20 protein-coding genes are annotated in these 22,055 nt (G+C 71.9%); 11 read left to right on the top strand and 9 right to left on the bottom strand.

The window, feature by feature from the left end; genetic code table 11:
* Positions 1 to 69 precede the first annotated feature (69 nt).
* From afsQ1 to OG276_RS13425, 3 genes are read left to right on the top strand one after another with little or no spacing between them, the layout of a single operon-like run.
* The gene (gene afsQ1 / locus OG276_RS13435; RefSeq protein WP_254382550.1) at positions 70 to 747 is read left to right on the top strand and encodes a two-component system response regulator AfsQ1; all 678 of its coding nucleotides are present in this window, start codon (positions 70 to 72) and stop codon (positions 745 to 747) included.
* Positions 744 to 2,234, top strand: a complete 1,491-nt coding sequence (locus OG276_RS13430; RefSeq protein ID WP_266905199.1) for a HAMP domain-containing sensor histidine kinase — start codon at positions 744 to 746, stop codon at positions 2,232 to 2,234. Before afsQ1 ends, OG276_RS13430 begins: the two co-directional genes overlap by 4 nt.
* Positions 2,218 to 2,943, top strand: coding sequence for a hypothetical protein (locus OG276_RS13425; protein ID WP_323182409.1), 726 nt, complete (start codon positions 2,218 to 2,220; stop codon positions 2,941 to 2,943). Before OG276_RS13430 ends, OG276_RS13425 begins: the two co-directional genes overlap by 17 nt.
* A gap of 58 nt (positions 2,944 to 3,001) precedes the next feature.
* Here OG276_RS13425 and OG276_RS13420 read toward each other — a convergent pair whose 3' ends face one another.
* The 3 genes from OG276_RS13420 to OG276_RS13410 all read right to left on the bottom strand — a co-directional run bounded on the left by OG276_RS13420 (position 3,002) and on the right by OG276_RS13410 (position 6,199).
* Complete coding sequence (locus OG276_RS13420; protein WP_266912775.1) at positions 3,002 to 4,651, bottom strand: phospho-sugar mutase; 1,650 nt, start codon at positions 4,649 to 4,651, stop codon at positions 3,002 to 3,004.
* 70 nt (positions 4,652 to 4,721) lie between these two features.
* Complete coding sequence (locus tag OG276_RS13415; RefSeq protein ID WP_266905195.1) at positions 4,722 to 5,528, bottom strand: purine-nucleoside phosphorylase; 807 nt, start codon at positions 5,526 to 5,528, stop codon at positions 4,722 to 4,724.
* A 233-nt stretch (positions 5,529 to 5,761) separates the two neighbouring features.
* On the bottom strand, positions 5,762 to 6,199 hold the full coding sequence (locus OG276_RS13410; RefSeq protein WP_112449900.1) for a gamma-glutamylcyclotransferase: 438 nt from the start codon (positions 6,197 to 6,199) through the stop codon (positions 5,762 to 5,764).
* A 198-nt stretch (positions 6,200 to 6,397) separates the two neighbouring features.
* Between OG276_RS13410 and OG276_RS13405 the strand changes: the two genes are divergently transcribed.
* Positions 6,398 to 7,837, top strand: coding sequence for an NAD(P)H-quinone dehydrogenase (locus OG276_RS13405; RefSeq protein WP_266905193.1), 1,440 nt, complete (start codon positions 6,398 to 6,400; stop codon positions 7,835 to 7,837).
* A 175-nt stretch (positions 7,838 to 8,012) separates the two neighbouring features.
* Positions 8,013 to 8,960 carry a DeoR/GlpR family DNA-binding transcription regulator gene (locus OG276_RS13400; protein WP_266905191.1) on the top strand — a complete coding sequence of 316 codons (948 nt, stop codon included), beginning with the start codon at positions 8,013 to 8,015 and terminating at the stop codon, positions 8,958 to 8,960.
* 121 nt (positions 8,961 to 9,081) lie between these two features.
* On the opposite strand, the gene OG276_RS13395 is transcribed toward OG276_RS13400, so the two are convergent.
* Entirely contained in the window at positions 9,082 to 10,836 is a 1,755-nt protein-coding gene (locus OG276_RS13395; RefSeq protein WP_266905189.1) for a biotin carboxylase N-terminal domain-containing protein, read from the bottom strand.
* 441 nt (positions 10,837 to 11,277) lie between these two features.
* Here OG276_RS13395 and OG276_RS13390 point away from each other — a divergent pair, with 441 nt between their 5' ends.
* A complete protein-coding gene (locus OG276_RS13390; RefSeq protein ID WP_266905187.1) occupies positions 11,278 to 11,838 on the top strand; it encodes a hypothetical protein in 561 nt (186 codons plus the stop codon).
* On the opposite strand, the gene OG276_RS13385 is transcribed toward OG276_RS13390, so the two are convergent.
* The 5 genes from OG276_RS13385 to OG276_RS13365 all read right to left on the bottom strand — a co-directional run bounded on the left by OG276_RS13385 (position 11,819) and on the right by OG276_RS13365 (position 15,912).
* The gene (locus tag OG276_RS13385) at positions 11,819 to 12,427 is read right to left on the bottom strand and encodes a nucleoside triphosphate pyrophosphatase (RefSeq protein ID WP_266905185.1); all 609 of its coding nucleotides are present in this window, start codon (positions 12,425 to 12,427) and stop codon (positions 11,819 to 11,821) included. The two genes, OG276_RS13390 and OG276_RS13385, sit on opposite strands and share 20 nt — an antisense overlap.
* Before the next feature lie 57 nt (positions 12,428 to 12,484).
* Positions 12,485 to 12,619: a morphogenic membrane protein MmpB gene (gene mmpB, locus OG276_RS13380; RefSeq protein WP_266880764.1), complete on the bottom strand. Its 135-nt coding sequence runs from the start codon at positions 12,617 to 12,619 to the stop codon at positions 12,485 to 12,487.
* 111 nt (positions 12,620 to 12,730) lie between these two features.
* Positions 12,731 to 12,940: an acyl-CoA carboxylase subunit epsilon gene (locus tag OG276_RS13375; RefSeq protein ID WP_266905183.1), complete on the bottom strand. Its 210-nt coding sequence runs from the start codon at positions 12,938 to 12,940 to the stop codon at positions 12,731 to 12,733.
* Positions 12,941 to 12,959: 19 nt separating this feature from the next.
* Positions 12,960 to 14,555 (bottom strand): acyl-CoA carboxylase subunit beta, encoded by a 1,596-nt coding sequence (locus OG276_RS13370; RefSeq protein ID WP_266905181.1) that lies wholly within the window; start codon positions 14,553 to 14,555, stop codon positions 12,960 to 12,962.
* A 55-nt stretch (positions 14,556 to 14,610) separates the two neighbouring features.
* Positions 14,611 to 15,912: an RNA-guided endonuclease TnpB family protein gene (locus OG276_RS13365; protein ID WP_266912773.1), complete on the bottom strand. Its 1,302-nt coding sequence runs from the start codon at positions 15,910 to 15,912 to the stop codon at positions 14,611 to 14,613.
* 88 nt (positions 15,913 to 16,000) lie between these two features.
* On the opposite strand from OG276_RS13365, the gene OG276_RS13360 reads away from it, so the two are divergent.
* The 5 genes from OG276_RS13360 to hutH all read left to right on the top strand — a co-directional run bounded on the left by OG276_RS13360 (position 16,001) and on the right by hutH (position 22,029).
* Positions 16,001 to 16,861 (top strand): biotin--[acetyl-CoA-carboxylase] ligase, encoded by an 861-nt coding sequence (locus tag OG276_RS13360; protein ID WP_266905179.1) that lies wholly within the window; start codon positions 16,001 to 16,003, stop codon positions 16,859 to 16,861.
* A gap of 250 nt (positions 16,862 to 17,111) precedes the next feature.
* On the top strand, positions 17,112 to 18,203 hold the full coding sequence (locus tag OG276_RS13355; protein WP_266912771.1) for an adenylate/guanylate cyclase domain-containing protein: 1,092 nt from the start codon (positions 17,112 to 17,114) through the stop codon (positions 18,201 to 18,203).
* A 26-nt stretch (positions 18,204 to 18,229) separates the two neighbouring features.
* Complete coding sequence (locus OG276_RS13350) at positions 18,230 to 19,012, top strand: enoyl-CoA hydratase/isomerase family protein (protein ID WP_266905177.1); 783 nt, start codon at positions 18,230 to 18,232, stop codon at positions 19,010 to 19,012.
* An 87-nt stretch (positions 19,013 to 19,099) separates the two neighbouring features.
* On the top strand, positions 19,100 to 20,218 hold the full coding sequence (locus OG276_RS13345) for a sensor domain-containing diguanylate cyclase (protein WP_266905175.1): 1,119 nt from the start codon (positions 19,100 to 19,102) through the stop codon (positions 20,216 to 20,218).
* Between the two features lie 269 nt (positions 20,219 to 20,487).
* Positions 20,488 to 22,029: a histidine ammonia-lyase gene (hutH, locus tag OG276_RS13340; protein WP_266912769.1), complete on the top strand. Its 1,542-nt coding sequence runs from the start codon at positions 20,488 to 20,490 to the stop codon at positions 22,027 to 22,029.
* Positions 22,030 to 22,055 lie beyond the last annotated feature (26 nt).

The raw sequence follows: 22,055 nt of genomic DNA, 5'->3' as shown, positions 1-22,055 counted from the left end.
GGAATTCGTGCCCGGATTGGAGCCGCCGCGCGGTCGAAGTCCCGAGGGGCGATGGGACAGAATGAGCCCGTGCCATTCCTGTTGCTCATCGAGGACGACGACGCCATCCGCACGGCCCTCGAACTCTCGCTGTCACGCCAGGGCCACCGTGTGGCCACCGCGGCGACGGGCGAGGACGGCCTCAAACTGCTGCGTGAGCAGCGGCCCGACCTGATCGTGCTCGACGTCATGCTGCCCGGCATCGACGGCTTCGAGGTGTGCCGGCGCATCCGCCGCACCGACCAGCTGCCGATCATCCTGCTCACCGCGCGCAACGACGACATCGACGTGGTCGTCGGCCTGGAGTCGGGAGCCGACGACTACGTCGTCAAGCCCGTGCAGGGCCGGGTGCTCGACGCCCGCATCCGGGCGGTGCTGCGCCGCGGCGAGCGCGAGTCCACCGACACCGCGGTCTTCGGCCCGCTGGTCATCGACCGCTCCGCCATGACGGTGACCAAGAACGGCGAGGACCTCCAGCTCACCCCGACCGAGCTGCGGCTGCTCCTGGAGCTCAGCCGCCGCCCCGGTCAGGCACTCTCCCGCCAGCAGCTGCTGCGGCTGGTGTGGGAGCACGACTACCTCGGTGACTCGCGGCTCGTCGACGCCTGCGTGCAGCGGCTGCGCGCCAAGGTCGAGGAAGTGCCCTCGTCGCCCACCTTGATCCGTACCGTGCGGGGCGTCGGTTACCGACTGGATTCCCCGCAGTGATCCGAGCCCTGTTCGCGGGCCGGCGCTGGACCAGCCTGCGGCTGCGGCTCCTCGTCGTGTTCGCGCTGGTCGCCCTGACGGCCGCCGTCTCCGCGTCCGGGATCGCGTACTGGCTCAACCGCGAGGCCGTCCTGACCCGGACCCAGGACGCCGCCCTCGGCGACTTCCGGCAGGAGATGCAGGACCGGGCCGCGGCGCTGCCCGCCGACCCGACGCAGGAGGAGCTGCAGCACACCGCCGAGATGATGGCGGGCAGCAGCCCCGGCTACAGCGTGCTGCTGGTGGACGAGAAGGACGGCCGCAAGGTGGCCGGTAGCGGCGGTCTCGACGCCTTCTCGCTGGCCGACGTACCGAAGTCGCTCCAGCACGCCGTCGACGACCGGCAGAAGACCACCTCGGCCAACGACGCCGAGTACCACGTGTACTGGCAGCGGACGAAGCCGGACGGGAACCCCTACCTGGTCGGCGGCACCCGGATCGTGGGCGGCGGCCCGACCGGCTACATGTACAAGTCCCTCGCCCAGGAGCGCGACGACCTCAACGCCCTGGCCTGGTCGCTGACCATCGCCACCGGTCTCGCGCTGCTCGGGTCCGCGCTGCTCGCGCAGGCCGCGGCCCGTACGGTCCTGCGACCCGTGCAGCGGCTCGGCGACGCGGCGCGCCGGCTCGGCGAGGGGGAGCTGGACCACCGGCTGGAGGTGTCGGGGACGGACGAACTCGCCGACCTGGCCCACACCTTCAACAAGACGGCGGAGGCGCTGGAGAAGAAGGTCGCCGACATGAGCGCGCGGGAGGAGTCCAGCCGGCGGTTCGTCGCGGACATGTCCCACGAACTGCGCACGCCGCTGACGGCGTTGACGGCGGTCGCCGAGGTGCTGGAGGACGAGGTCGACGATCTCGATCCGATGATCGCACCGGCGGTGGGGCTGGTCGTGAGCGAGACCAGGCGGCTGAACGACCTGGTGGAGAACCTCATGGAGGTCACCCGCTTCGACGCGGGAACGGCGCGGCTGGTGCTGGACGACGTGGACGTCGCCGACCAGGTGACGGCGTGCATCGACACGCGGGCGTGGCTGGACGCGGTCGAACTCGACGCGGAGCGCGGCATCGTGGCGCGGCTCGACCCGCGGCGGCTCGACGTGATCCTGGCCAACCTGATCGGCAACGCGCTCAAGCACGGCGGATCGCCGGTCCGGGTCTCCATCCGGGTGGAGGGGGACTGGCTGGTCATCGCCGTACGGGACAACGGGCCGGGCATCCCCGAGGCCGTACTGCCGCACGTCTTCGACCGGTTCTACAAGGCGAGCGCGTCGCGGCCGAAGTCCGACGGCAGCGGGCTCGGGCTGTCCATCGCGATGGAGAACGCGCACATCCACGGCGGCGACATCACCGCGGAGAACGGGGCGCAGGGCGGTGCGCTGTTCACGCTGCGGCTGCCGGTGGACGTGGGGAAGGTGATCGCCGGTGACGATGACGACGAGGCGTAGGACGGCGAAGCCCGGTTCGACGGGTCGCGGAACGGCGGAGCGCAGGACGGCGGGGCGTGGCGCGACGGCCGCGGTGACGGTCCTGAGCCTGCTGTCCCTGGGACTCCTGTCGGGGTGCGGGATCCGCGCGACCACCGTGCCGGTGGACGTGGGCCCGGCGCCCTCGCGGGTCTCCTGCAAGAAACCATCGACGCCGCCGAGCACGCCCGCCGGAACCGGCGGGATGCAGGGCATCCGGGCCACGGTGGAACTGGTCTGCGGGGCGCAGCTGGTGGGCGTCCAGCGGGTGGTGCCGGTGCCGGAGAAGCGGCCCGCGCCGGACGTGGCGGTGCTCGTCACCCAGGCCCTGCTGGAGGTGCTCCAGCGGGAGCCGTCGGCGGAGGAGCGGGAGGCCGGCTTCACCAGCGAGGTGCCGGCCCTGCTGGCGGCCTCGGCGCCGCGGCCGGGAGATCCGCAGGGCACCGTACGGCTGAGCCGCAAGCCCGAGGACCTGCCCCCGGTGGCGCTGTCGCAGCTGGTGTGCACGCTCGCGGAGAGCGACGCGGTGTCGCCGGGGCCGGGCCCGGTGGTCCTGGGCGGTCCCGACGCGGATCCGCCGAGGGCCTGGGAGTGCACGGACGCCGTCCGCTCCCGTCCGGAGGCGGTCCCGACGCTCGGCGACGTGGTCCGGCCGTCGGCGAGCCCGGCGCCCGCTCCCTCGCCTTCCTGACCCGGATACGGCGAGGGCCCCCCGAGCCGGAGGCTCGGGGGGCCCTCGCAACGAGCGGCTAAATGCCGGCCGCCGCCGCGAGGTCCTTCTTGATCGCGTCGAGGACTTCCTGGCCGCGGGCGCGGGCCGGGAGCAGGTCGGAGGCGTCCGCCACCGGGACCACGACCTCCAGGTAGCACTTCAGCTTGGGCTCCGTGCCGGACGGGCGGACGATCACCCGGGCCTTGTAGTCGCCCTCCAGGTAGTAGCGCAGACCGTCCGTGGGCGGGAGCGTCGCCGTGCCCTCGTTCAGGTCCTCCGCCGAGGTGACCCGCAGGCCCGCCAGCGAGGCCGGGGGCTCCGCGCGCAGCGCCGCCATCGCCGAGGCGATGACCGACAGGTCCTCCACGCGGACCGACAGCTGGTCGGTGGCGTGCAGACCGTGCTCCATCGCCAGGTCGTCCAGCAGGTCGGTCAGGGTGCGGCCCTGCTCCTTGAGCTCCGAGGCCAGCTCCGCGACGAGCAGGGCGGCCGTGACGCCGTCCTTGTCGCGGACGCCCTCGGGGTCCACGCAGTAGCCGAGCGCCTCTTCGTACCCGTAGCGCAGGCCCTCGACGCGGGAGATCCACTTGAAGCCCGTGAGGGTCTCCTCGTAGCCCACGCCCGCGGCCTCCGCGATCCGTCCGAGGAGGGAGGAGGAGACGATCGACTCGGCGAAGACGCCCGTGGCGCCCTTGTGCACCAGGTGGGCGGCGAGCAGCGCGCCGACCTCGTCGCCGCGCAGCATCCGCCAGCCGGAGGCCGAGGCGGCGTCCGGGACGGCCACCGCGCAGCGGTCGGCGTCGGGGTCGTTGGCGATGACGATGTCCGGGTTCACCCGGGCGGCCGTGGCGAAGGACAGGTCCATCGCGCCCGGCTCCTCCGGGTTGGGGAAGGCCACCGTCGGGAAGGCCGGGTCGGGCTCCGCCTGCTCGGCCACGAGGACCGGGGCGGGGAAGCCGGCGCGGGCGAAGGCGGCCAGGACCACGTCCTTGCCGACGCCGTGCATGGCCGTGTAGACGGTCCGCACGCCGCGCGGTGACCCGGGGGTCAGGACGGCGTCCGTGCGTGCCAGGTAGGCCTCCAGGACCTCGTCGCCGAGGTCCTGCCAGCCGTCCTCGGCCCGCGGTACGTCGGCCAGTGCGGCGATCGCGTCGATCTGCGCGGCGATCTCCGCGTCGGCCGGGGAGACGATCTGCGAACCGTCGCCGAGGTAGACCTTGTAGCCGTTGTCCCGGGGCGGGTTGTGGCTCGCGGTCACCTCGACGCCGGCGACGGCGCCCAGGTGCCTTATGGCGTACGCGAGGACGGGCGTCGGCAGCGGCCGGGGCAGGACGGCGGCGCGCAGCCCGGCGCCGATCATCACCGCGGCGGTGTCGCGGGCGAAGTCGGCCGACTTGTAGCGGGCGTCGTAGCCGACGACGACCAGGCCGCCGTCGTGGCCCTGGGCCTTGAGGTAGGCCGCGAGGCCGGCCGCGGCCCGGATGACCACATTGCGGTTCATCCGCATCGGGCCCGCGCCCAGCTCGCCGCGGAGTCCGGCGGTGCCGAACTGCAGCATGCCGGAGAAGCGGTCCGCGAGCTCGGTCGTGTCACCGGCCTCGATGAGCTTGGCGAGCTCGTCGGCCGTCTCCGGGTCCGGGTCCTCGGCCATCCAGGCCCGGGCCCGTGCGATCAGATCGTCCTGCACGTCCTGCACGTCCTGCACTACTTCCGCCTTACCTCTCGTACGGTCCGTCGTCCGTCGTCCGGTGCGTCGTTCAGATCCGGGCGAGGACCTGGGTCAGCAGCTTGCCCATGCGCGCGGCCGAGTCGCGGCCGGCCTGGAGCACCTCTTCGTGGTTCAGCGGCTCGCCGGACAGGCCCGCCGCCAGGTTGGTGACCAGCGAGATGCCGAGCACCTCGGCGCCGGCCTCACGGGCGGCGATGGCCTCCAGCACGGTGGACATGCCGACCAGGTCGGCGCCCATGACGCGGATCATGTTGATCTCGGCCGGGGTCTCGTAGTGCGGGCCGGGGAACTGCACGTAGACGCCCTCTTCGAGGGTCTCGTCGATCTCCTTGCACATCGCGCGCAGGCGCGGCGAGTACAGGTCGGTCAGGTCCACGAAGTTCGCGCCGACGATCGGCGAGGTGGCCGTGAGGTTGAGGTGGTCGCTGATCAGGACCGGCTGGCCGGGCTTCATGCCCTCGCGCAGGCCACCGCAGCCGTTGGTCAGGACGATGGTCTTGCAGCCGGCGGCGACGGCCGTGCGCACGCCGTGGGCGACGGCGGCGACGCCGCGGCCCTCGTAGTAGTGGGTCCGGCCGAGGAAGAGCAGGGCGCGCTTCTCGCCGATCTTGTACGAGCGGATCTTGCCGCCGTGGCCCTCGACGGCGGGGGGCGGGAAGCCGGGCAGCTCGGTGACCGGGAACTCGGCCTCGGGCGCGCCGAGCGCCTCCGCGGCGGGGGCCCAGCCGGAGCCCATCACGAGGGCGACATCGTGGGTCTCGGCGCCGGTCAGCTCGCGCAGGCGGGCGGCGGCGGCGTCGGCGGCGGCGAAGGGGTCGGTAACAGATGCGTTCACGCGGAAGAGCGTAGCCGCTCTTCTCCTACGCGCGTAGATGGCGCAGCTCACGGTATTCGGATCGTTGCCTTGTCGTTTCCGACCAATTGTCCCGGGCGGGGTGCGTGGGGGCCGTGCGGCGCCGTTGCCGGGGCTCTGCCCCGGACCCCGCGCCTCAAACGCCGGCGGGGCTGGATTTGGCCTGCGGGGCCGGATGTGGCCTGTGGGGTCGTATATGGCCAGTGGGGCCGGATTCAGCAGGGTCGCTTGCGCAGTTCCATCACGTAGTCGTGCGGGGCGCCCGCGGATTCGGCCGCGTCGGCGAGTTCGCCCAGGTAGCGGGCCGAGGGCAGGCCGCCCTCGTAGCCGTTGAGGACGTACACCCAGGCCGCTTCCTCGCCGTCCAGCGTGTGCACGCGCACCCGCATGCGGCGGTAGATGTCGAGCCCGACGCCCTCCCACCGGTCCATCGAGTCCTCGTCGAGCGGGGCCACGTCGTACAGCGCGACGAAGACCTGGTGGCGCGGAGCCTCGACGATCGTCGCCAGCGCGCCCTCCCAGCCCATCTGCTCGCCGCCGAAGGTCAGCCGCCAGTCGTTGATCCAGCCCGTTCCGCGCAGCGGCGAATGCGGAGCGCGGCGCGTCATCAGCCGCGGGTCGAGGTTGCCGGCGTACGCGGCGTAGAGCGACATGAGGTCGAGGGTACGGGAGGGGCGGCCCCCGCTGCGCTCCCGGCCGCGTACGGGGCCCGCGTCCCGGATGGTGGGACCGGGCGTGAAGCACCTTGATGCGTGCGGGACAATGACGTACGGAATGCATCCCCCGGGGAGACCCCCCGGAAGCCCCGGCCGGGGCGGCAGCCGGCCGGGTAGACGTGAGGCGGAGTTTTCGTGACCCGGATCGTGATCATCGGCGGCGGACCCGGCGGGTATGAGGCGGCCCTCGTAGGGGCCCAGCTCGGCGCGGAGGTGACCGTCGTGGACTGCGACGGTCTGGGCGGCGCGTCGGTGCTCACCGACTGCGTGCCCTCCAAGACTCTCATCGCGACCGCCGAGGTCATGACGACCTTCGACTCGTCGTACGAGGAACTGGGCATCGTCGTCGCGGACGACACCCCGCACATCGAGCAGGCCGCGCGCGTCGTCGGCGTGGACCTCGGCAAGGTGAACCGGCGCGTCAAGCGCCTGGCGCTCGCCCAGTCCCACGACATCACCGCGTCCGTCACCCGGGCCGGCGCCCGCGTCGTGCGGGGCCGCGCCAAGCTCGGCGGCCCGCAGGGCATCGACGGGACGCGGGACGTCATCGTCACGGCGGCCGACGGATCCGAGACGATCCTGACCGCCGACGCGGTGCTCATCGCGACCGGCGGGCACCCCCGCGAGATCCCGGACGCGATGCCCGACGGCGAGCGGATCCTGAACTGGACCCAGGTCTACGACCTGGAGGAGCTCCCCGAGGAGCTCATCGTGGTCGGCTCCGGCGTGACCGGCGCCGAGTTCGCCGGCGCGTACCAGGCCCTCGGCTCCCGGGTGACCCTCGTGTCCTCCCGCGACCGGGTGCTCCCCGGCGAGGACCCGGACGCCGCCGCCGTGCTGGAGGACGTCTTCCGGCGCCGCGGCATGAACGTCATCGGCCGCTCCCGCGCGGAGTCCGCGAAGCGGGTGGGCGACCGGGTCGAGGTCACCCTCTCCGACGGCCGGGTCCTCTCCGGCACGCACTGCCTGATGGCGGTCGGCGCGATCCCGAACACGGGCAACATGAACCTGGAGGAGTCCGGGGTCAAGCTCAAGGAGTCCGGGCACATCTGGACCGACAAGGTCTCCCGTACCTCTTCGCCCGGCGTGTACGCGGCCGGCGACGTGACCGGGGTCTTCGCGCTGGCTTCGGTTGCCGCCATGCAGGGGCGCATCGCGATGTACCACTTCCTCGGCGACGCGGTGGCCCCGCTGAACCTGAAGACGGTCTCCTCGAACGTCTTCACCGACCCCGAGATCGCCACCGTCGGTTACACCCAGGCCGACGTGGACTCGGGCAAGATCGATGCCCGTGTCGTGAAGCTCCCGCTGCTGCGCAACCCGCGCGCCAAGATGCAGGGCATCCGGGACGGCTTCGTGAAGATGTTCTGCCGGCCCGGCACCGGGATCGTCGTGGGCGGCGTGGTCGTCTCGCCGCGCGCGAGCGAGCTCATCCACCCGATCTCGATCGCCGTCGACAACAACCTGACGGTCGAGCAGATCGCAAACGCGTTCACCGTGTACCCCTCGCTGTCCGGTTCGATCGCCGAGGTCGCCCGCCAGCTGCACACGCGGAAGTCCTCCGACGAGGCGTAAGTACCGATAACGGCCCTTGTGAGCAAGGGCTTTGGAGTGAATGGTCGGCCCGTCGCGGAGCAAGTGCGCGGCGGGCCGACCCCGTATACCACTAACTGCCCCACGGTATGGACAACTTCGGAATTCCGGCGCAAGGAGCTGAAAGCAGACGGTCACCCGGGTTACTGTCAGTTTCGTGTTCGCTGCAGAACGTCGCCAATTGATCCTCGAAATGGTGCGGGCCAACGGAGCGGTATCGCTCCGGGAGCTCGCCCGCGTCGTCCAGACCTCCGAAGTGACCGTACGGCGGGACGTGCGGGCACTGGAGGCAGAAGGACTCCTCGACCGCCGGCACGGCGGTGCGGTACTGCCGGGCGGTTTCACGCGAGAATCCGGCTTTCCGCAAAAATCCCATCTCGCGACGGCGGAGAAGACCGCCATCGCCGATGTCGCGGCCGGACTCGTCGAAGAAGGCGAGGCCGTGGTCGTCGGCGCGGGCACCACCACCCAGGAGCTGGCCCGCCGGCTCGCCAGGGTGCCCGGACTCACCGTCGTCACCAACTCCCTGCTCGTCGCACAGGCGCTGGCCCATGCGAACCGGGTGGAAGTGGTGATGACGGGCGGAACCCTGCGCGGTTCCAACTACGCGCTGGTCGGCAGCGGCGCCGAGCAGTCCCTCCAGGGGCTGCGGGTCTCGCGGGCCTTCCTGTCCGGCAGCGGTCTGACCGCCGAGCGCGGGCTGTCCACCTCCAACATGCTCTCCGCGAGCGTGGACCGGGCGCTGGTGCAGGCCGCGGCGGAGGTGGTGGTCCTGGCCGACCACACGAAGCTCGGGACGGACACCATGTTCCAGACCGTGCCGACCGATGTGATCACCCGTCTGGTGACGGACGAGCCGCCGCCGCACGACGACCGGGCCGGTACGGAGCTGCAGGCGCTGGCGGACCAGGGCGTGCAGATCACCGTGGCCGGGGCCAGTGCCTCCGGCGGTGGGGAGTCGATGGCCGGGCGGCGTCCGCGCCGGGAGTCTCCGCTCCCCGTCCAGCGTCGCGGTGGGCCGACGGCCCAGCTCCGCAGCGCGGGGGCGCCGTTGCACGAGCAGCAGGCGGAGCGGGCGCGGGTCGCGGACATGCGGCGCCGGTAGGCCGCCTGCGGCGCCCTTGAAAAGATCGCCTCAAACGCCGGCGGGGCTGGATGCGTCCAGCCCCGCCGGCGTTTGAGGCGCGGGGTCCGGGGCGCGAGCCCCGGACGCCCCGTCCAGGACGTCAGTCCTTGATCTCGCAGATGGCCGCGCCGGAGGTGAGCGACGCGCCGACCTCTGCCGCGAGGCCCACGATCGTGCCCGAGCGGTGGGCGTTCAGCGGCTGTTCCATCTTCATTGCTTCGAGGACGACGATCAGGTCGCCCTCGTTGACCTGCTGGCCCTCCTCGACCGCGACCTTCACGATCGTGCCCTGCATGGGCGAGGCCAGGGTGTCGCCGGAGGCGGCCGGGCCGGACTTCTTGGCCGCGCGGCGCTTCGGCTTCGCGCCGCCCGCAGCGGCCGTACGGGCCAGGGTCATGCCCAGCGAGGACGGGAGGGAGACCTCCAGGCGCTTGCCGCCGACCTCGACGACCACCGTCTCGCGGCCGGGCTCGTCCTCGGTGTCGTCCGCGGCGGGGACCACGAACGCGGGGATCTCGTTGACGAACTCGGTCTCGATCCAGCGGGTGTGGATCGTGAACGGGTCCGCGGTGAAGGCGGGGTCGACGACGACCGCACGGTGGAACGGGATGGCCGTGGCCATGCCCTCCACCTCGAACTCGGCCAGCGCGCGGGCCGCCCGCTGCAGGGCCTGCTCGCGGGTGGCGCCCGTGACGATGAGCTTGGCGAGCAGGGAGTCCCAGGCGGGGCCGATGACCGAGCCGGACTCGACGCCCGCGTCCAGGCGGACGCCCGGACCGGTCGGCGGGGCGAACTTGGTGACGGTGCCCGGTGCCGGGAGGAAGCCGCGGCCCGGGTCTTCGCCGTTGATGCGGAACTCGAAGGAGTGACCGCGCAGGACGGGGTCGCCGTAGCCGAGCTCTTCGCCGTCGGCGATGCGGAACATCTCGCGCACCAGGTCGATGCCGGTGACCTCTTCGGTGACCGGGTGCTCGACCTGCAGGCGGGTGTTGACCTCCAGGAAGGAGATCAGGCCGTCGGCGGAGACGAGGAACTCGACGGTGCCGGCGCCGACGTAGCCGGCTTCCTTCAGGATCGCCTTCGACGCCGCGTACAGCTCGGCGTTCTGGGCCTCGGTCAGGAACGGCGCCGGGGCCTCCTCCACCAGCTTCTGGTGGCGGCGCTGCAGCGAGCAGTCACGGGTCGAGACGACGACCACGTTGCCGTGGGAGTCGGCCAGGCACTGGGTCTCCACGTGGCGGGGCTTGTCGAGGTACTGCTCGACGAAGCACTCGCCGCGGCCGAAGGCGGCGACGGCCTCGCGCACGGCGGAGTCGTAGAGCTCCGGGATCTCCTCGATGTTCCGGGCGACCTTCAGACCGCGACCGCCACCGCCGAAGGCGGCCTTGATCGCGATCGGCAGGCCGTGCTCCTTGGCGAACGCGACGACCTCGTCCGACCCGGAGACCGGGTCCGGGGTGCCGGCCACCAGCGGGGCGCCGGCGCGCAGCGCGATGTGGCGGGCGGCGACCTTGTCACCGAGGTCGCGGATCGCCTGCGGCGGCGGGCCGATCCAGATCAGGCCCGCGTCGATGACGGCCTGCGCGAATTCGGCGTTCTCGGAAAGGAAGCCGTATCCGGGATGGATGGCGTCCGCACCGGAGTCGGCTGCGGCCTGCAGGATCTTGGAGATGTCCAAGTAGCTGGCGGCCGGGGTGTCACCGCCCAACGCGAAAGCTTCGTCGGCCGCGCGGACGTGCAGAGCGTCCCGGTCCGGGTCGGCGTAGACGGCTACGCTCGCGATCCCGGCATCCCGGCAGGCCCGAGCAACGCGGACTGCGATTTCGCCACGGTTGGCGATGAGCACCTTGCGCACGATGGCTCCCTCCTTGAAACAAGCTGAGTTTAGGGACAGCCCACACGGCCTTTCGACCCTTCCCCGGTGGTGACCTTGCCCACACGGACTGTTATCCGAGTCGACCCCGGGTCGATAAAAGCCTTGTGGCGCCCCATGTCAGGGGGATCCCCGACTGCACAGTAACCCTGCCGTGTGTCCGGGGTCTCTGTTCGCCGGGTCAGCCGCCCGGGGTGATTCTTTGTCGAATCCCTACGAACGGCCCATGCATTCCTTGCGCGGGCGCGGCGTCGGCACCGGGCCGACGCCGTACGGCAGCCCGACCGTAACGAAGCGGTCCGGGCCCCTTGTCCGAAGGTTTACCCGTTAGTAGCCTCCAGGCGTCGAACGGGCTTGTGTATGCGGGGTGGGGGCGTCGTGGCTGGTGTGAGCGGTGTGGGTGGAGTGGTGCTGCGGAGATCCGTGGCCGGAGCGACCGCGGTCGTTCTCGTCGTGGAGGCGGCGGTGCTCGGCTTCGTCCACCTCGTCCTGGGACGGACCACCGAGAACCAGTCCATGTCCATCGCGGGCGGCGATCCGGATGTCATGTCCAAGGCAACTTATGCGCTCGGTGCCGGCATGGCCGTGTTCCTGCTGGCCTGCGCGGTGTTCCTCGTCATCGCCGCGGTCCGCGACCGGGCCCTGAGCGGCTTCGCGCGCGTGCTGCTCGTCAGCGCCGCCGTCACCCACGGACTGCTCGGCGCCCTCGTCGTCGGCCTGGTGGGCTGGGGCGCCTTCGCGGTGATGATGCTGATCCTCTGCCTGCTGGTGCTGAGCCTGACGCTCTACGCGGCCAAGGGCGCGGGCGGGGCCGCAGACGGCGCGGGCGGCCCCGCGGAGGGCTCCAGCGGCCCCCTGGACGGCTTCGCGGGCCCGGACGCCCCGGACGAGCGGCCCGAGATCCGGGACGCGCCGCCGGGCCACCCGCTCGCCGACTTCGGCGACTTCGGCAAGCCCGGGGACGTCAGGCCCACAAGTCCGTGATCGAAAAGCCCAGTTCGGCCAGCAGCGAGCGCAGCAGCGGCATGGAGATCCCGATCACATTGCCGTGATCCCCGTCGATTCCCTCGATGAACGGGGCCGACAGCCCGTCCAGGGTGAACGCCCCCGCCACGTGCAGCGGTTCCCCGCTCGCCACGTACGCCGCCACCTCGGCGTCCGTCGGCTCGCCGAAGCGGACCGTCGTCGACGCCGTGGCCGAAACCTTCGCGCCGCTCGCCGTGTCGATCACGCAGTGCCCGGTGCGCAGCACCCCGGCGCGCCCGCGCATCGACTTCCAGCGGGCCGTGGCCTCCTCGGCGTCCGCCGGCTTGCCCAGCGCCTCGCCGTCCAGCTCCAGCACGGAGTCGCAGCCGATCACCAGGGCCCCCGCGGCCTCGTCCAGGGCCGCCACGACGGCGGCCTTCGCCTCGGCCAGCGCGAGCGCCAGCTCGGCGGGGGAGTCGGCGGTCAGGGCGTCCTCGTCGAAGCCGCTCACGATCACGTGCGGGGCGAGCCCGGCCTGCCGCAGCAGGTTCAGCCGGGCGGGCGAAGCGGAGGCGAGGACGAGGGCGTGGCGGGGGGCAGCAGTCATGCCCGCCATCGTAGGGGCGGCCCGGGGGTACGGGCCGCGGTGCTTCGAGGGCAGGCTTCAGAAACCGCCCACGCCCAGCACGTACACCACGACGACCATCGCGATGACGACGATCACCGTCATCCGCCGGACCATCGCCTCGGCGTCGCGCATGTCTTTGGGCGGCTCGTTCTTCGGGTCTGACCAGAGCATGCCCCGATCCTGTCCCGGAGCACGCCCGTGGCGCCTGAGTACGGGTACTCAGGCGCCACGGGCAGTTCACGCCATCTTCACTTGTGCCCGGCTGCGCGGGAACGTGCCCGGCTAAGAGGGCCAGTACGTACGGCCCCACGCGCCCGGCCCGGGGTGCGGCAGGGTGCGGCGGGCCACCCGGCCCGGCGCCGACCACGCGTCGCTCACCCGCTCCGCGCCCGACGGCTCCGACGCGAGGGCCGCCGCGCGCGCTCGGACCACCGCCAGTGCGGCGGCCAGCTCCTCGGGGGTCGGGTTCCCCTTGACGACCTTGATCACCACTATGAGCTCCTCGTGCCTGCTAGAGCGGGATGTTGCCGTGCTTCTTCGGGGGCAGGGACTCCCGCTTGGTGCGCAGCTGCCGCAGTCCCTTCACCACGTGCGCCCGGGTCTCGGACGGCATGGTCACCGCGTCGATGTACCCGCGCTCGGCGGCCGTGTACGGGTTCAGCAGCGCGTCCTCGTACTCGGTGATGAGCCGCGCCCTGGTCTCCTCGGCGGTGCCGGCCTCCTCGGCCTCGGCGATGGCCCGGCGGTGCAGGATGTTGACCGCTCCCTGCGCGCCCATGACGGCGATCTGCGCGGTCGGCCAGGCGAGGTTGAGGTCGGCGCCCAGGTGCTTGGAGCCCATCACGTCGTAGGCGCCGCCGAAGGCCTTGCGGGTGATGACGGTGATCAGGGGGACGGTCGCCTCGGCGTAGGCGTAGATCAGCTTGGCGCCGCGCCTGATGATTCCGTTGTACTCCTGGTCGGTGCCCGGCAGGAAGCCCGGCACGTCGACGAAGGTCAGCACCGGGATGTTGAACGCGTCGCAGGTCCGGACGAAGCGGGCCGCCTTCTCGGAGGCGTCGATGTCCAGGCAGCCGGCGAACTGCATCGGCTGGTTGGCGACGACCCCGACCGGGTGCCCCTCGACGCGGCCGAAGCCGGTGAGGATGTTCGGCGCGAAGAGCGACTGGGTCTCCAGGAACTCCGCGTCGTCGAGCACGTGCTCGATCACCTTGTGCATGTCGTACGGCTGGTTCGCGCTGTCCGGGATCAGCACGTCGAGCTCGCGGTCGGTCTCGGTGACCTCGGTGTCGGCTTCCTCGGGGAAGGCCGGGGGCTCCGAGAGGTTGTTCGACGGGAGGTAGGAGAGCAGCGACTTGACGTACTCGATGGCGTCCTTCTCGTCACCCGCCATGTGGTGCGCGACGCCGGACGTGCTGTTGTGCGTACGCGCCCCGCCCAGCTCCTCGAAGCCGACGTCCTCGCCGGTGACGGTCTTGATGACGTCCGGGCCGGTGATGAACATGTGCGAGGTCTGGTCGACCATGACCGTGAAGTCGGTGATGGCCGGGGAGTACACGGCCCCGCCGGCACACGGGCCGACGACCAGGCTGATCTGCGGGATCACCCCGGAGGCGTGGACGTTGCGGCGGAAGATCTCGCCGTACATGCCGAGGGCGCTGACGCCCTCCTGGATGCGGGCGCCACCGGAGTCGTTGATCCCGATCAGCGGGCAGCCGGTCTTCAGCGCGAAGTCCATCACCTTCATGATCTTCTGGCCGTAGACCTCGCCCAGCGCCCCGCCGAAGACGGTGAAGTCCTGCGAGAACAGGGCGACGGGCCGCCCGTCGACGGTGCCGTAGCCGGTGACGACGCCGTCGCCGTACGGCCGGGTCTTCTCCAGCCCGAAGTTCGTCGAACGGTGCCGGGCGAACTCGTCCAGCTCGACGAAGGACCCCTCGTCCAGCAGCAGGGCCACTCGCTCACGCGCCGTCAGCTTGCCCTTGGCGTGCTGCTTCTCCACCGCCCGCCCGGACCCGGCGTGCGTGGCTTCCTCGATGCGGCGCTGCAGATCCGCGATCTTCCCCGCGGTGGTGTGCATGTCGATCGGCTCTGACGGTTGTGACATCGGGGTCGCGGCTCCCTGCGTGGTGTCAACTGCCTGGTGACGTACTTGGTTTTTACTAGCTACCGGTGCGTAGCGTATCGGCGGGCATGGCGCTCGGCGGTGCGGCGTTTGACACACCTAATCTGGGTTGCTTGGCCTCGCCGTCCCCCTTAGGGGGCCTCGTCCCGACCCTCGCGGGCGGGATTCCTGCTTCACTGCGGACCGCCTGCCGGGAGGGTCCCCGGGGAGGTCTTCCGTCCGCTCGACAGGCAGACACCGCCGACCCGGCGGCCAGGAGATTGGCGGCTGCGTTGCCGTCCCTGTCGTGAACGACACCGCAACCCTCACAGGTCCACGTGCGGACGTTCAACGGCATCGCGGTAGCGATGACGCCGCAGGCTGAGCACAGCTTCGAGCTGGGGAACCACCGATCCACGACGACCAGCTCGCGTCCGTACCAGGCCGCTTTGTACTCCAGCATCCTCCGCAGCTCGCGCCAGGCCGCGTCCGAGATGACGCGGGCGAGCTTGTTGTTCTTGAGCATGTTGCGGACGGCGAGATCCTCGATTACGAGCGTTTGGTTTTCGCGCACGAGTCGAGTCGTCAGTTTGTGCAGGTGATCCTTGCGGCGGTCCGCGATCCGGGCGTGGATGCGGGCTACGCGGATGCGGGCCTTGGCCCGATTGCTGCTGCCCTTCTCCTTTCGCGACAGTGCCCGTTGTGCGCGGGCTAGCCGCTCCCGGTCGCCGCGCTCGTGCCTTGGGTTGGAGAGCTTCTCGCCGGTGGAGAGCGCGACCAGGGCCGTCAGGCCGGCATCGATCCCGACCGCGGCGGTGGTGGCGGGCATGGGGGCCGGGATGTCCTCGCAGAGCAGGGAGGCGAACCAGCGGCCGGCCGAGTCCCGGGACACGGTCACCGTGGTCGGCTCCGTGCCTTCCGGAAGGCGGCGCGACCAGACGATGGGCAGGGGGCTCGACATCTTGGCGAGGGTGAGCTCCCCGTTCCGGTAGCGGAACGCGGAGCGGGTGTACTCGGCGCTTGCCCGGTGCCTTCGTTTGGCTTTGAAGCGTGGGTATCCGGACCGGCGTCCCCAGAACGCGGTGAAGGCGCTCTGTAGGTGCCGCAGCGCTTGTTGAAGCGGTACGCAGGAGACCTCGGTCAGGTAGAAGAGTTCATCGGACTGCTTCCAGGCGGTGAGCAGGGCCGAGGTCTGGCCGTAGTTCATGCGTTCCCGGCGGGCCCAGGCGTCGTTACGGGCGGCCAGTGCGAGGTTGTACACCTTCCGCGTGCACCCGAATGTCTTTGACAGCTCTGTCGCCTGCGCGTCATCAGGGTAGAAACGAAACCTGAACGCCCTCTTTACCGGAGAATCCCCCACAGCCCGGACGCTAGGGTCGATCACGATCCGTATGCAATCTCGGGTCAGAGGGTCACATACAGCGACATAGCGACATAAGGATCCGATCATGTCATCAGATGCTTCAGCAGGTGCGGCGGGCCGTTGGTCGAGTCTGGACCGGCCGCCCTTGAACGTTGCCGCGCTGCAGCGGGCCCTCGTGACCGGCGAGGGGCTGTGGAGCTCGCTGGAGGTGGTGGGGTCCACCGGGTCCACCAACAGCGATCTCGCCGCGCGGGCCGCGAAGCTGCCCGAGGGGGCCGTGCTCGTCGCCGAGGAGCAGACCGCCGGGCGGGGCAGGCTCGACCGGAGCTGGGTCGCGCCCGCGCGGTCAGGACTGTTCTTCTCCGTACTCCTGAAGCCCGGGCCCTCGGTGCCGCAGGAGCGGTGGGGCTGGCTGACGCTGCTGGCCGGGGTGGCCGCCGCCACCGGGCTCTCGCGCGCCGCCGGCGTGGACACCGCCCTCAAGTGGCCCAACGACCTGCTGGTCACCGTGGACGGGGAGGAGCGCAAGACCGGCGGGATCCTGGCCGAGCGCGTGGGCGACGGGGTCGTCGTCGGGATCGGGCTCAACGTGACGCTGACCGACGCCGAGCTGCCGGTGGACACCGCCGGGTCGCTGTTCCTGGCCAAGGCCACCGTCACCGACAGGGACCCGCTGCTCAGGGCCGTACTGCGCTCCCTGGAGCAGTGGTACGGGAACTGGCGCGCGGCCGGCGGCGACCCGGCGGCCAGCGGTCTGCAGGAGACGTACGCGGCGGGGTGCGCGACCCTCGGCAAGCACGTGCGGGCCGAGCTGCCGGGCGGGCGCACCCTCACCGGGACGGCCGAAGCGGTGGACACCGACGGACGGCTCGTCGTACGGACGGCCGAGGACAAGCACGAGGCCGTGGGGGCAGGGGACGTCGTCCATCTGCGGTCCGTGCGGTAGCCCGCGCGGGGACCGCCCCGGGTCACGGAGTAGGGGAGTGAGCTACGGCACACCTGCCGTATGGTTTAGGCGATCCCGGTCCTCCCGGTGATCACCCGGTTCGGCAGTGCGCACGGCAATGGACAGGAGGCGGCCCTTGACCGTCGACGACCCTCAGTCCAGCGCGCCCGCCCCTGGAACGGCGACGGGCGGTGCGGGCGGCTCCGGCGGCTCGGCAGGCTCGGGCGGTTCCGGGGTCCACGCCACCCCGATCGGGCGCGAGCAGCACACTCCCCACCACGAGGTCGACCACACGGCGCAGCCGACGGCCGACCCGCTCGCCATCCGCCTGGAACAGCTGATCCTGGGCGCCGAGCGCCGGTACACCCCCTTCCAGGCGGCCCGTAGCGCCGGGGTCTCGATGGAGCTCGCCTCCCGCTTCTGGCGGGCCATGGGCTTCGCGGACATCGGCCAGGCCAAGGCCCTGACGGAGGCCGACGTACTGGCGCTGCGCCGGCTCGCCGGCCTCGTCGAGGCGGGGCTGCTGAGCGAGCCGATGGCGGTCCAGGTGGCGCGGTCCACCGGGCAGACCACGGCCCGCCTCGCGGAGTGGCAGATCGACTCCTTCCTGGAGGGCCTGACGGAGCCGCCGGAGCCGGGGATGACCCGTACGGAGGTCACGTACCCGCTGGTCGAGCTGCTGCTGCCGGAGCTGGAGGAGTTCCTCGTCTACGTGTGGCGGCGCCAGCTCGCGGCCGCGACCGGGCGGGTCGTGCAGGTGGCGGACGACGAGGAGATGGTCGACCGGCGCCTCGCGGTGGGCTTCGCCGACCTGGTGGGCTTCACGCGCCTGACCCGGCGGCTGGAGGAGGAGGAGCTCGGCGAGCTGGTCGAGTCCTTCGAGACGACCTCGGCGGACCTGGTGGCGGCGCACGGCGGCCGGCTGATCAAGACGCTGGGCGACGAGGTGCTGTACTGCGCCGACGACGCGGCGACGGCGGCGGAGATCGCGCTGCGGCTGATCGAGACGATGGAAGCGGATCCGCAGATGCCGGAGCTGCGCGTGGGCATCGCCTTCGGGACGGTGACCACCCGGATGGGCGACGTCTTCGGGACCACGGTGAACCTGGCCTCGCGGCTGACGTCGATAGCGCCGAAGGACGCGGTCCTGGTGGACGGCGCGATGGCCGAGGAACTGGGCCGCACGGGCGCGGCGCCGGTCTCGGAGAAGGAAGCGGAGAACGAGGAGGGCGGCGGCGCCTACCGCTTCGCACTCCAGCCGATGTTCCAGCGCCCGGTGCGCGGCCTCGGTGTGGTGGAGCCCTGGTCGCTGACGCGGCGGAGCCCTAAGATCCCGGGATAACGTTCGTTAACCGGGAGGGTCGCCCTGTGTCCGAATTCGTGGTTGTGCACCGACATGAGGGTGGCGTCGCCGAGCTGGTTCTGGATCGGCCCAAGGCGATGAATGCCGTGTCGACCGAGATGGCGCGGGGGATCGGCGCCGCGTGTGCGGAGCTGGCCGCGGATGCTTCGGTACGGGTCGTCGTGCTCTCCTCGACCGCCGAGAGGGCGTTCTGCGTGGGTGCGGACCTCAAGGAGCGGAACTCCTTCTCGGACGCCGAGCTGCTGCGGCAGCGGCCGACCACGCGGGGTGCCTACGGGGGCGTGCTGGAGCTTCCGATGCCGGTGATCGCGGCGGTGCACGGGTTCGCACTGGGCGGCGGCTTCGAGCTGGCCCTCGCCTGCGATGTCATCGTGGCCGACGAGACGGCCGTCGTCGGGCTGCCCGAGGTGTCCGTGGGGGTGATCCCGGGCGGCGGCGGTACGCAGCTGCTGCCGAGGCGGGTGGGTGCGGCGCGGGCCGCGGAGCTGATCTTCACCGCGCGGCGGGTGGAGGCGGCGGAGGCGCTGGATCTGGGCCTGGTGGACTCGGTGGTGCCGGCGGGGTCGGACCGCGAGGCCGCCCTGGCGATGGCGGCGGCGATGGCGGCGAACTCCCCGGTCGGGCTGCGGGCCGCGAAGCGGGCGCTGCGGCTCGGGCACGGCATGGACCTGACGGCCGGGCTGGAGATCGAGGACGCGGCGTGGCGGACGGTGGCCTTCTCGGGCGACCGGGCGGAGGGCGTGGCGGCGTTCAACGAGAAGCGGAAGCCGGAGTGGCCCGGGGTGTGAGGCCGATCGTGACCCGGCGTGATCTTGGTACCACCGAATGTCGCGCCAATTGTCACTAAATCGGACAAAACTCCCTAACCTGGGGTGATGGGTGTTGACGGGCGGCTTCGAGCCGTTGTGGGCCTCGCGCAGGCCATGGCGGCCGCGTGCGCGCCGCGGGACAGTGTGCGGGCCGCCGCGCGCGGGGCGAGGCTGGCGATGGACGGATCGTTCGCCGCGATCTCCGCGTGGGAGCGGGAGCGGGGGCGCCTGCGGGTGCTCGTGAACGAGGGGGAGCGCCGGGACGGGGAGGAGGAGTTCCCCGAGGACGAGTCGTACCCCGTGCACGATTTCCCCGAGATCACGGAGTTCCTGCACGAGCGCTGGGTCGGTGGGGGAGGCCCCCACGCCTGGGTGGACAGCGCGGTCGGGGACCGGCCGGGACGCCGCGGCGAGGCGCTGCGGCGGCGCGGGCGCGGCACGTGCGTGGTCGCCCCGATCGTGCTGAGCGGGCGGGCCTGGGGCGAGCTGTACGTGGCCCGCGACGAGGGCATGGCGGACTTCGACGAGGACGACGCGGAGTTCGGAGAAGTGCTCGCGGCGGTGATCGCGGCCGGGCTGGCGCAGAGCGACCGGCTGGAGGAGGCCCGGCGGCTCGCCTTCACCGACCCCCTGACCGGGCTGGCCAACCGGCGGGCCGTGGACATGCGGCTCGACGAGGCCCTGGAGGAGCACCGCAGGGGTGGGGCCGATGTGGTGGTGAGTCTGGTCGTCTGCGACCTGAACGGCCTGAAGAAGGTCAACGACACCCTGGGCCACGCGATGGGCGACCGGCTGCTGGAACGGTTCGGCTCCGTGCTCAGTCTGTGCGGGGCGATGCTGCCGGGCGCGCTGGTCGCGCGGCTGGGTGGGGACGAGTTCTGCCTGGTCAGCGTGGGGCCTTCGGCGGACGAGGTGGTACGGGTCACCGAGGAGGTGTGCCTGCGGGCCGCCGAGCTGGAGCTGGGGGAGGGGGTCGCCTGCGGGGTCGCCTCCACGGGGGACCCGATCGGGCCGGTGAAATCCTCCCGGCGGTTGTTCCGGCTGGCGGACGCGGCGCAGTACAAGGCGAAGGCGGCGCGGTCGGCGAAGCCGGTGGTGGCGGGGCGGGACACCGCGGTGGTCCGGCTCGCCGACGCGGAGCCCGGGGGGCCGGGGGAGCGGCGGCGCTTCCGGGGGCGGGCCTAGGCCCGGCCTGGGCGGCCGGCCGACGCCTCTGCTCCTGCCCTGCCGGGTGGTCGATGCCCGGCCCCGCCTGCCCTGCCCTGCCCTGCTCCGGTGGCGGGTGCGGTGCGTGCCCCTCGGCCCGGCCTTTGTGCGTGCCCCCCTGGCCGCAGGCGGGCCGCTGCGCGGGGCGGAGTCCGCGCAGCGACCCTTGCCGCTGCGCGGGGCGAAGAGCTCCGCGTCAAGAAGGAGTGACATGAAGGGATTCAGTCCGTAGGGTGCTGAATATGGATATGCACACTGTCGTGGTGGGAACGTCCGGGACCACCGCCGAAGACGTGATCGCGGTCGCCCGCGGCAACGCCCGCGTCGAGCTTTCCGGCGAGGCCGTCGCCGCGCTCGGGCGGGCCCGGGAGATCGTGGAAGCGCTCGCCGCGAAGCCCGAGCCCGTCTACGGGGTGTCCACCGGGTTCGGGGCGCTCGCCTCCCGGCACATCAGCCCCGAGCTGCGCGCGCAGCTCCAGCGCAACATCGTCCGCTCGCACGCCGCCGGCATGGGCCCGCGCGTCGAGCGCGAGGTCGTGCGTGCGCTGATGTTCCTGCGGCTGAAGACCGTCGCCTCCGGGCACACCGGCGTCCGGCCGTCCGTCGCGCAGACGATGGCCGACGTGCTCAACGCCGGGATCACCCCCGTCGTGCACGAGTACGGCTCGCTGGGCTGCTCGGGAGACCTCGCCCCGCTCTCGCACTGCGCGCTCGCGCTGATGGGCGAGGGGGACGCGGAGGGTCCCGACGGGACCGTGCGGCCCGCCGGGGAGCTGCTCGCCGAGGCCGGGATCGCCCCCGTCGAGCTCCGCGAGAAGGAGGGCCTCGCCCTCCTCAACGGCACCGACGGCATGCTCGGCATGCTGGTCATGGCCCTCGCCGACCTCGGCAAGCTGTACACCTCCGCCGACATCACCGCCGCGCTGACGCTGGAGGCGCTGCTCGGCACCGAGAAGGTGCTCCAGCCCGAGCTGCACGCCATCCGCCCGCACCCCGGCCAGGGTGCCTCCGCCGCGAACATGGCCGCCGTCCTGAAGGGCTCCGGGCTCACCGGGCACTTCCAGGAGGAGTCCGCCCCGCGCGTCCAGGACGCCTACTCCGTGCGCTGCGCCCCGCAGGTCGCCGGCGCGGGCCGCGACACCATGGCGCACGCCGCCCTCGTCGCCTCCCGCGAGCTGGCCTCCGCCGTCGACAACCCGGTCGTGCTGCCTGACGGGCGCGTGGAGTCCAACGGGAACTTCCACGGCGCCCCGGTCGCGTACGTCCTGGACTTCCTCGCCATCGCGGCCGCCGACCTCGGGTCCATCGCCGAGCGGCGCACCGACCGGCTGCTCGACAAGAACCGCAGCCACGGCCTGCCGCCGTTCCTCGCGGACGACGCAGGCGTGGACTCCGGGCTCATGATCGCCCAGTACACGCAGGCCGCACTCGTGAGTGAGATGAAGCGGCTCGCGGTTCCCGCCTCCGCCGACTCGATCCCCTCCTCCGCCATGCAGGAGGACCACGTCTCGATGGGCTGGTCGGCCGCGCGCAAGCTCCGTACCGCCGTCGACAACCTCACCCGGATCGTCGCGATCGAGCTGTACGCGGCCACCCGCGCCATCGAGCTGCGCCACGGGCTCACCCCGGCGCCGGCCAGCCGGGCCGCCATCGCGGCGGTGCGTGCGGCGGGCGTGGAGGGTCCCGGGCCGGACCGCTTCCTCGCGCCCGACCTGGCCGCCGCGGACGCCTTCGTCCGTTCGGGTGCACTCGTGGACGCCGTCGAGGCCGTCACCGGCCCCCTCGCCTGAGGGAAGTGGTTCGAGCGTGCGGAAGG

Source organism: Streptomyces sp. NBC_00086 (assembly GCF_026343255.1).
Taxonomy (GTDB): Bacteria; Actinomycetota; Actinomycetes; order Streptomycetales; family Streptomycetaceae; genus Streptomyces.
The sequence above is the reverse complement of the archived record's forward strand: the minus strand, read 5'-3'. Positions and strand labels throughout refer to the sequence as shown.

Coding starts and splice junctions, on each gene's coding strand:
- OG276_RS13425 (WP_323182409.1), top strand. CDS start 2,218: ATGACGACGAGGCGTAGGACGGCGAAGCCCGGTTCGACGGGTCGCGGA.
- OG276_RS13410 (WP_112449900.1), bottom strand. CDS start 6,199: ATGTCGCTCTACGCCGCGTACGCCGGCAACCTCGACCCGCGGCTGATG.
- OG276_RS13385 (WP_266905185.1), bottom strand. CDS start 12,427: ATGACTGCTGCCCCCCGCCACGCCCTCGTCCTCGCCTCCGCTTCGCCC.
- mmpB (WP_266880764.1), bottom strand. CDS start 12,619: ATGCTCTGGTCAGACCCGAAGAACGAGCCGCCCAAAGACATGCGCGAC.
- OG276_RS13370 (WP_266905181.1), bottom strand. CDS start 14,555: ATGTCACAACCGTCAGAGCCGATCGACATGCACACCACCGCGGGGAAG.
- OG276_RS13360 (WP_266905179.1), top strand. CDS start 16,001: ATGTCATCAGATGCTTCAGCAGGTGCGGCGGGCCGTTGGTCGAGTCTG.
- OG276_RS13345 (WP_266905175.1), top strand. CDS start 19,100: ATGGGTGTTGACGGGCGGCTTCGAGCCGTTGTGGGCCTCGCGCAGGCC.
- hutH (WP_266912769.1), top strand. CDS start 20,488: ATGCACACTGTCGTGGTGGGAACGTCCGGGACCACCGCCGAAGACGTG.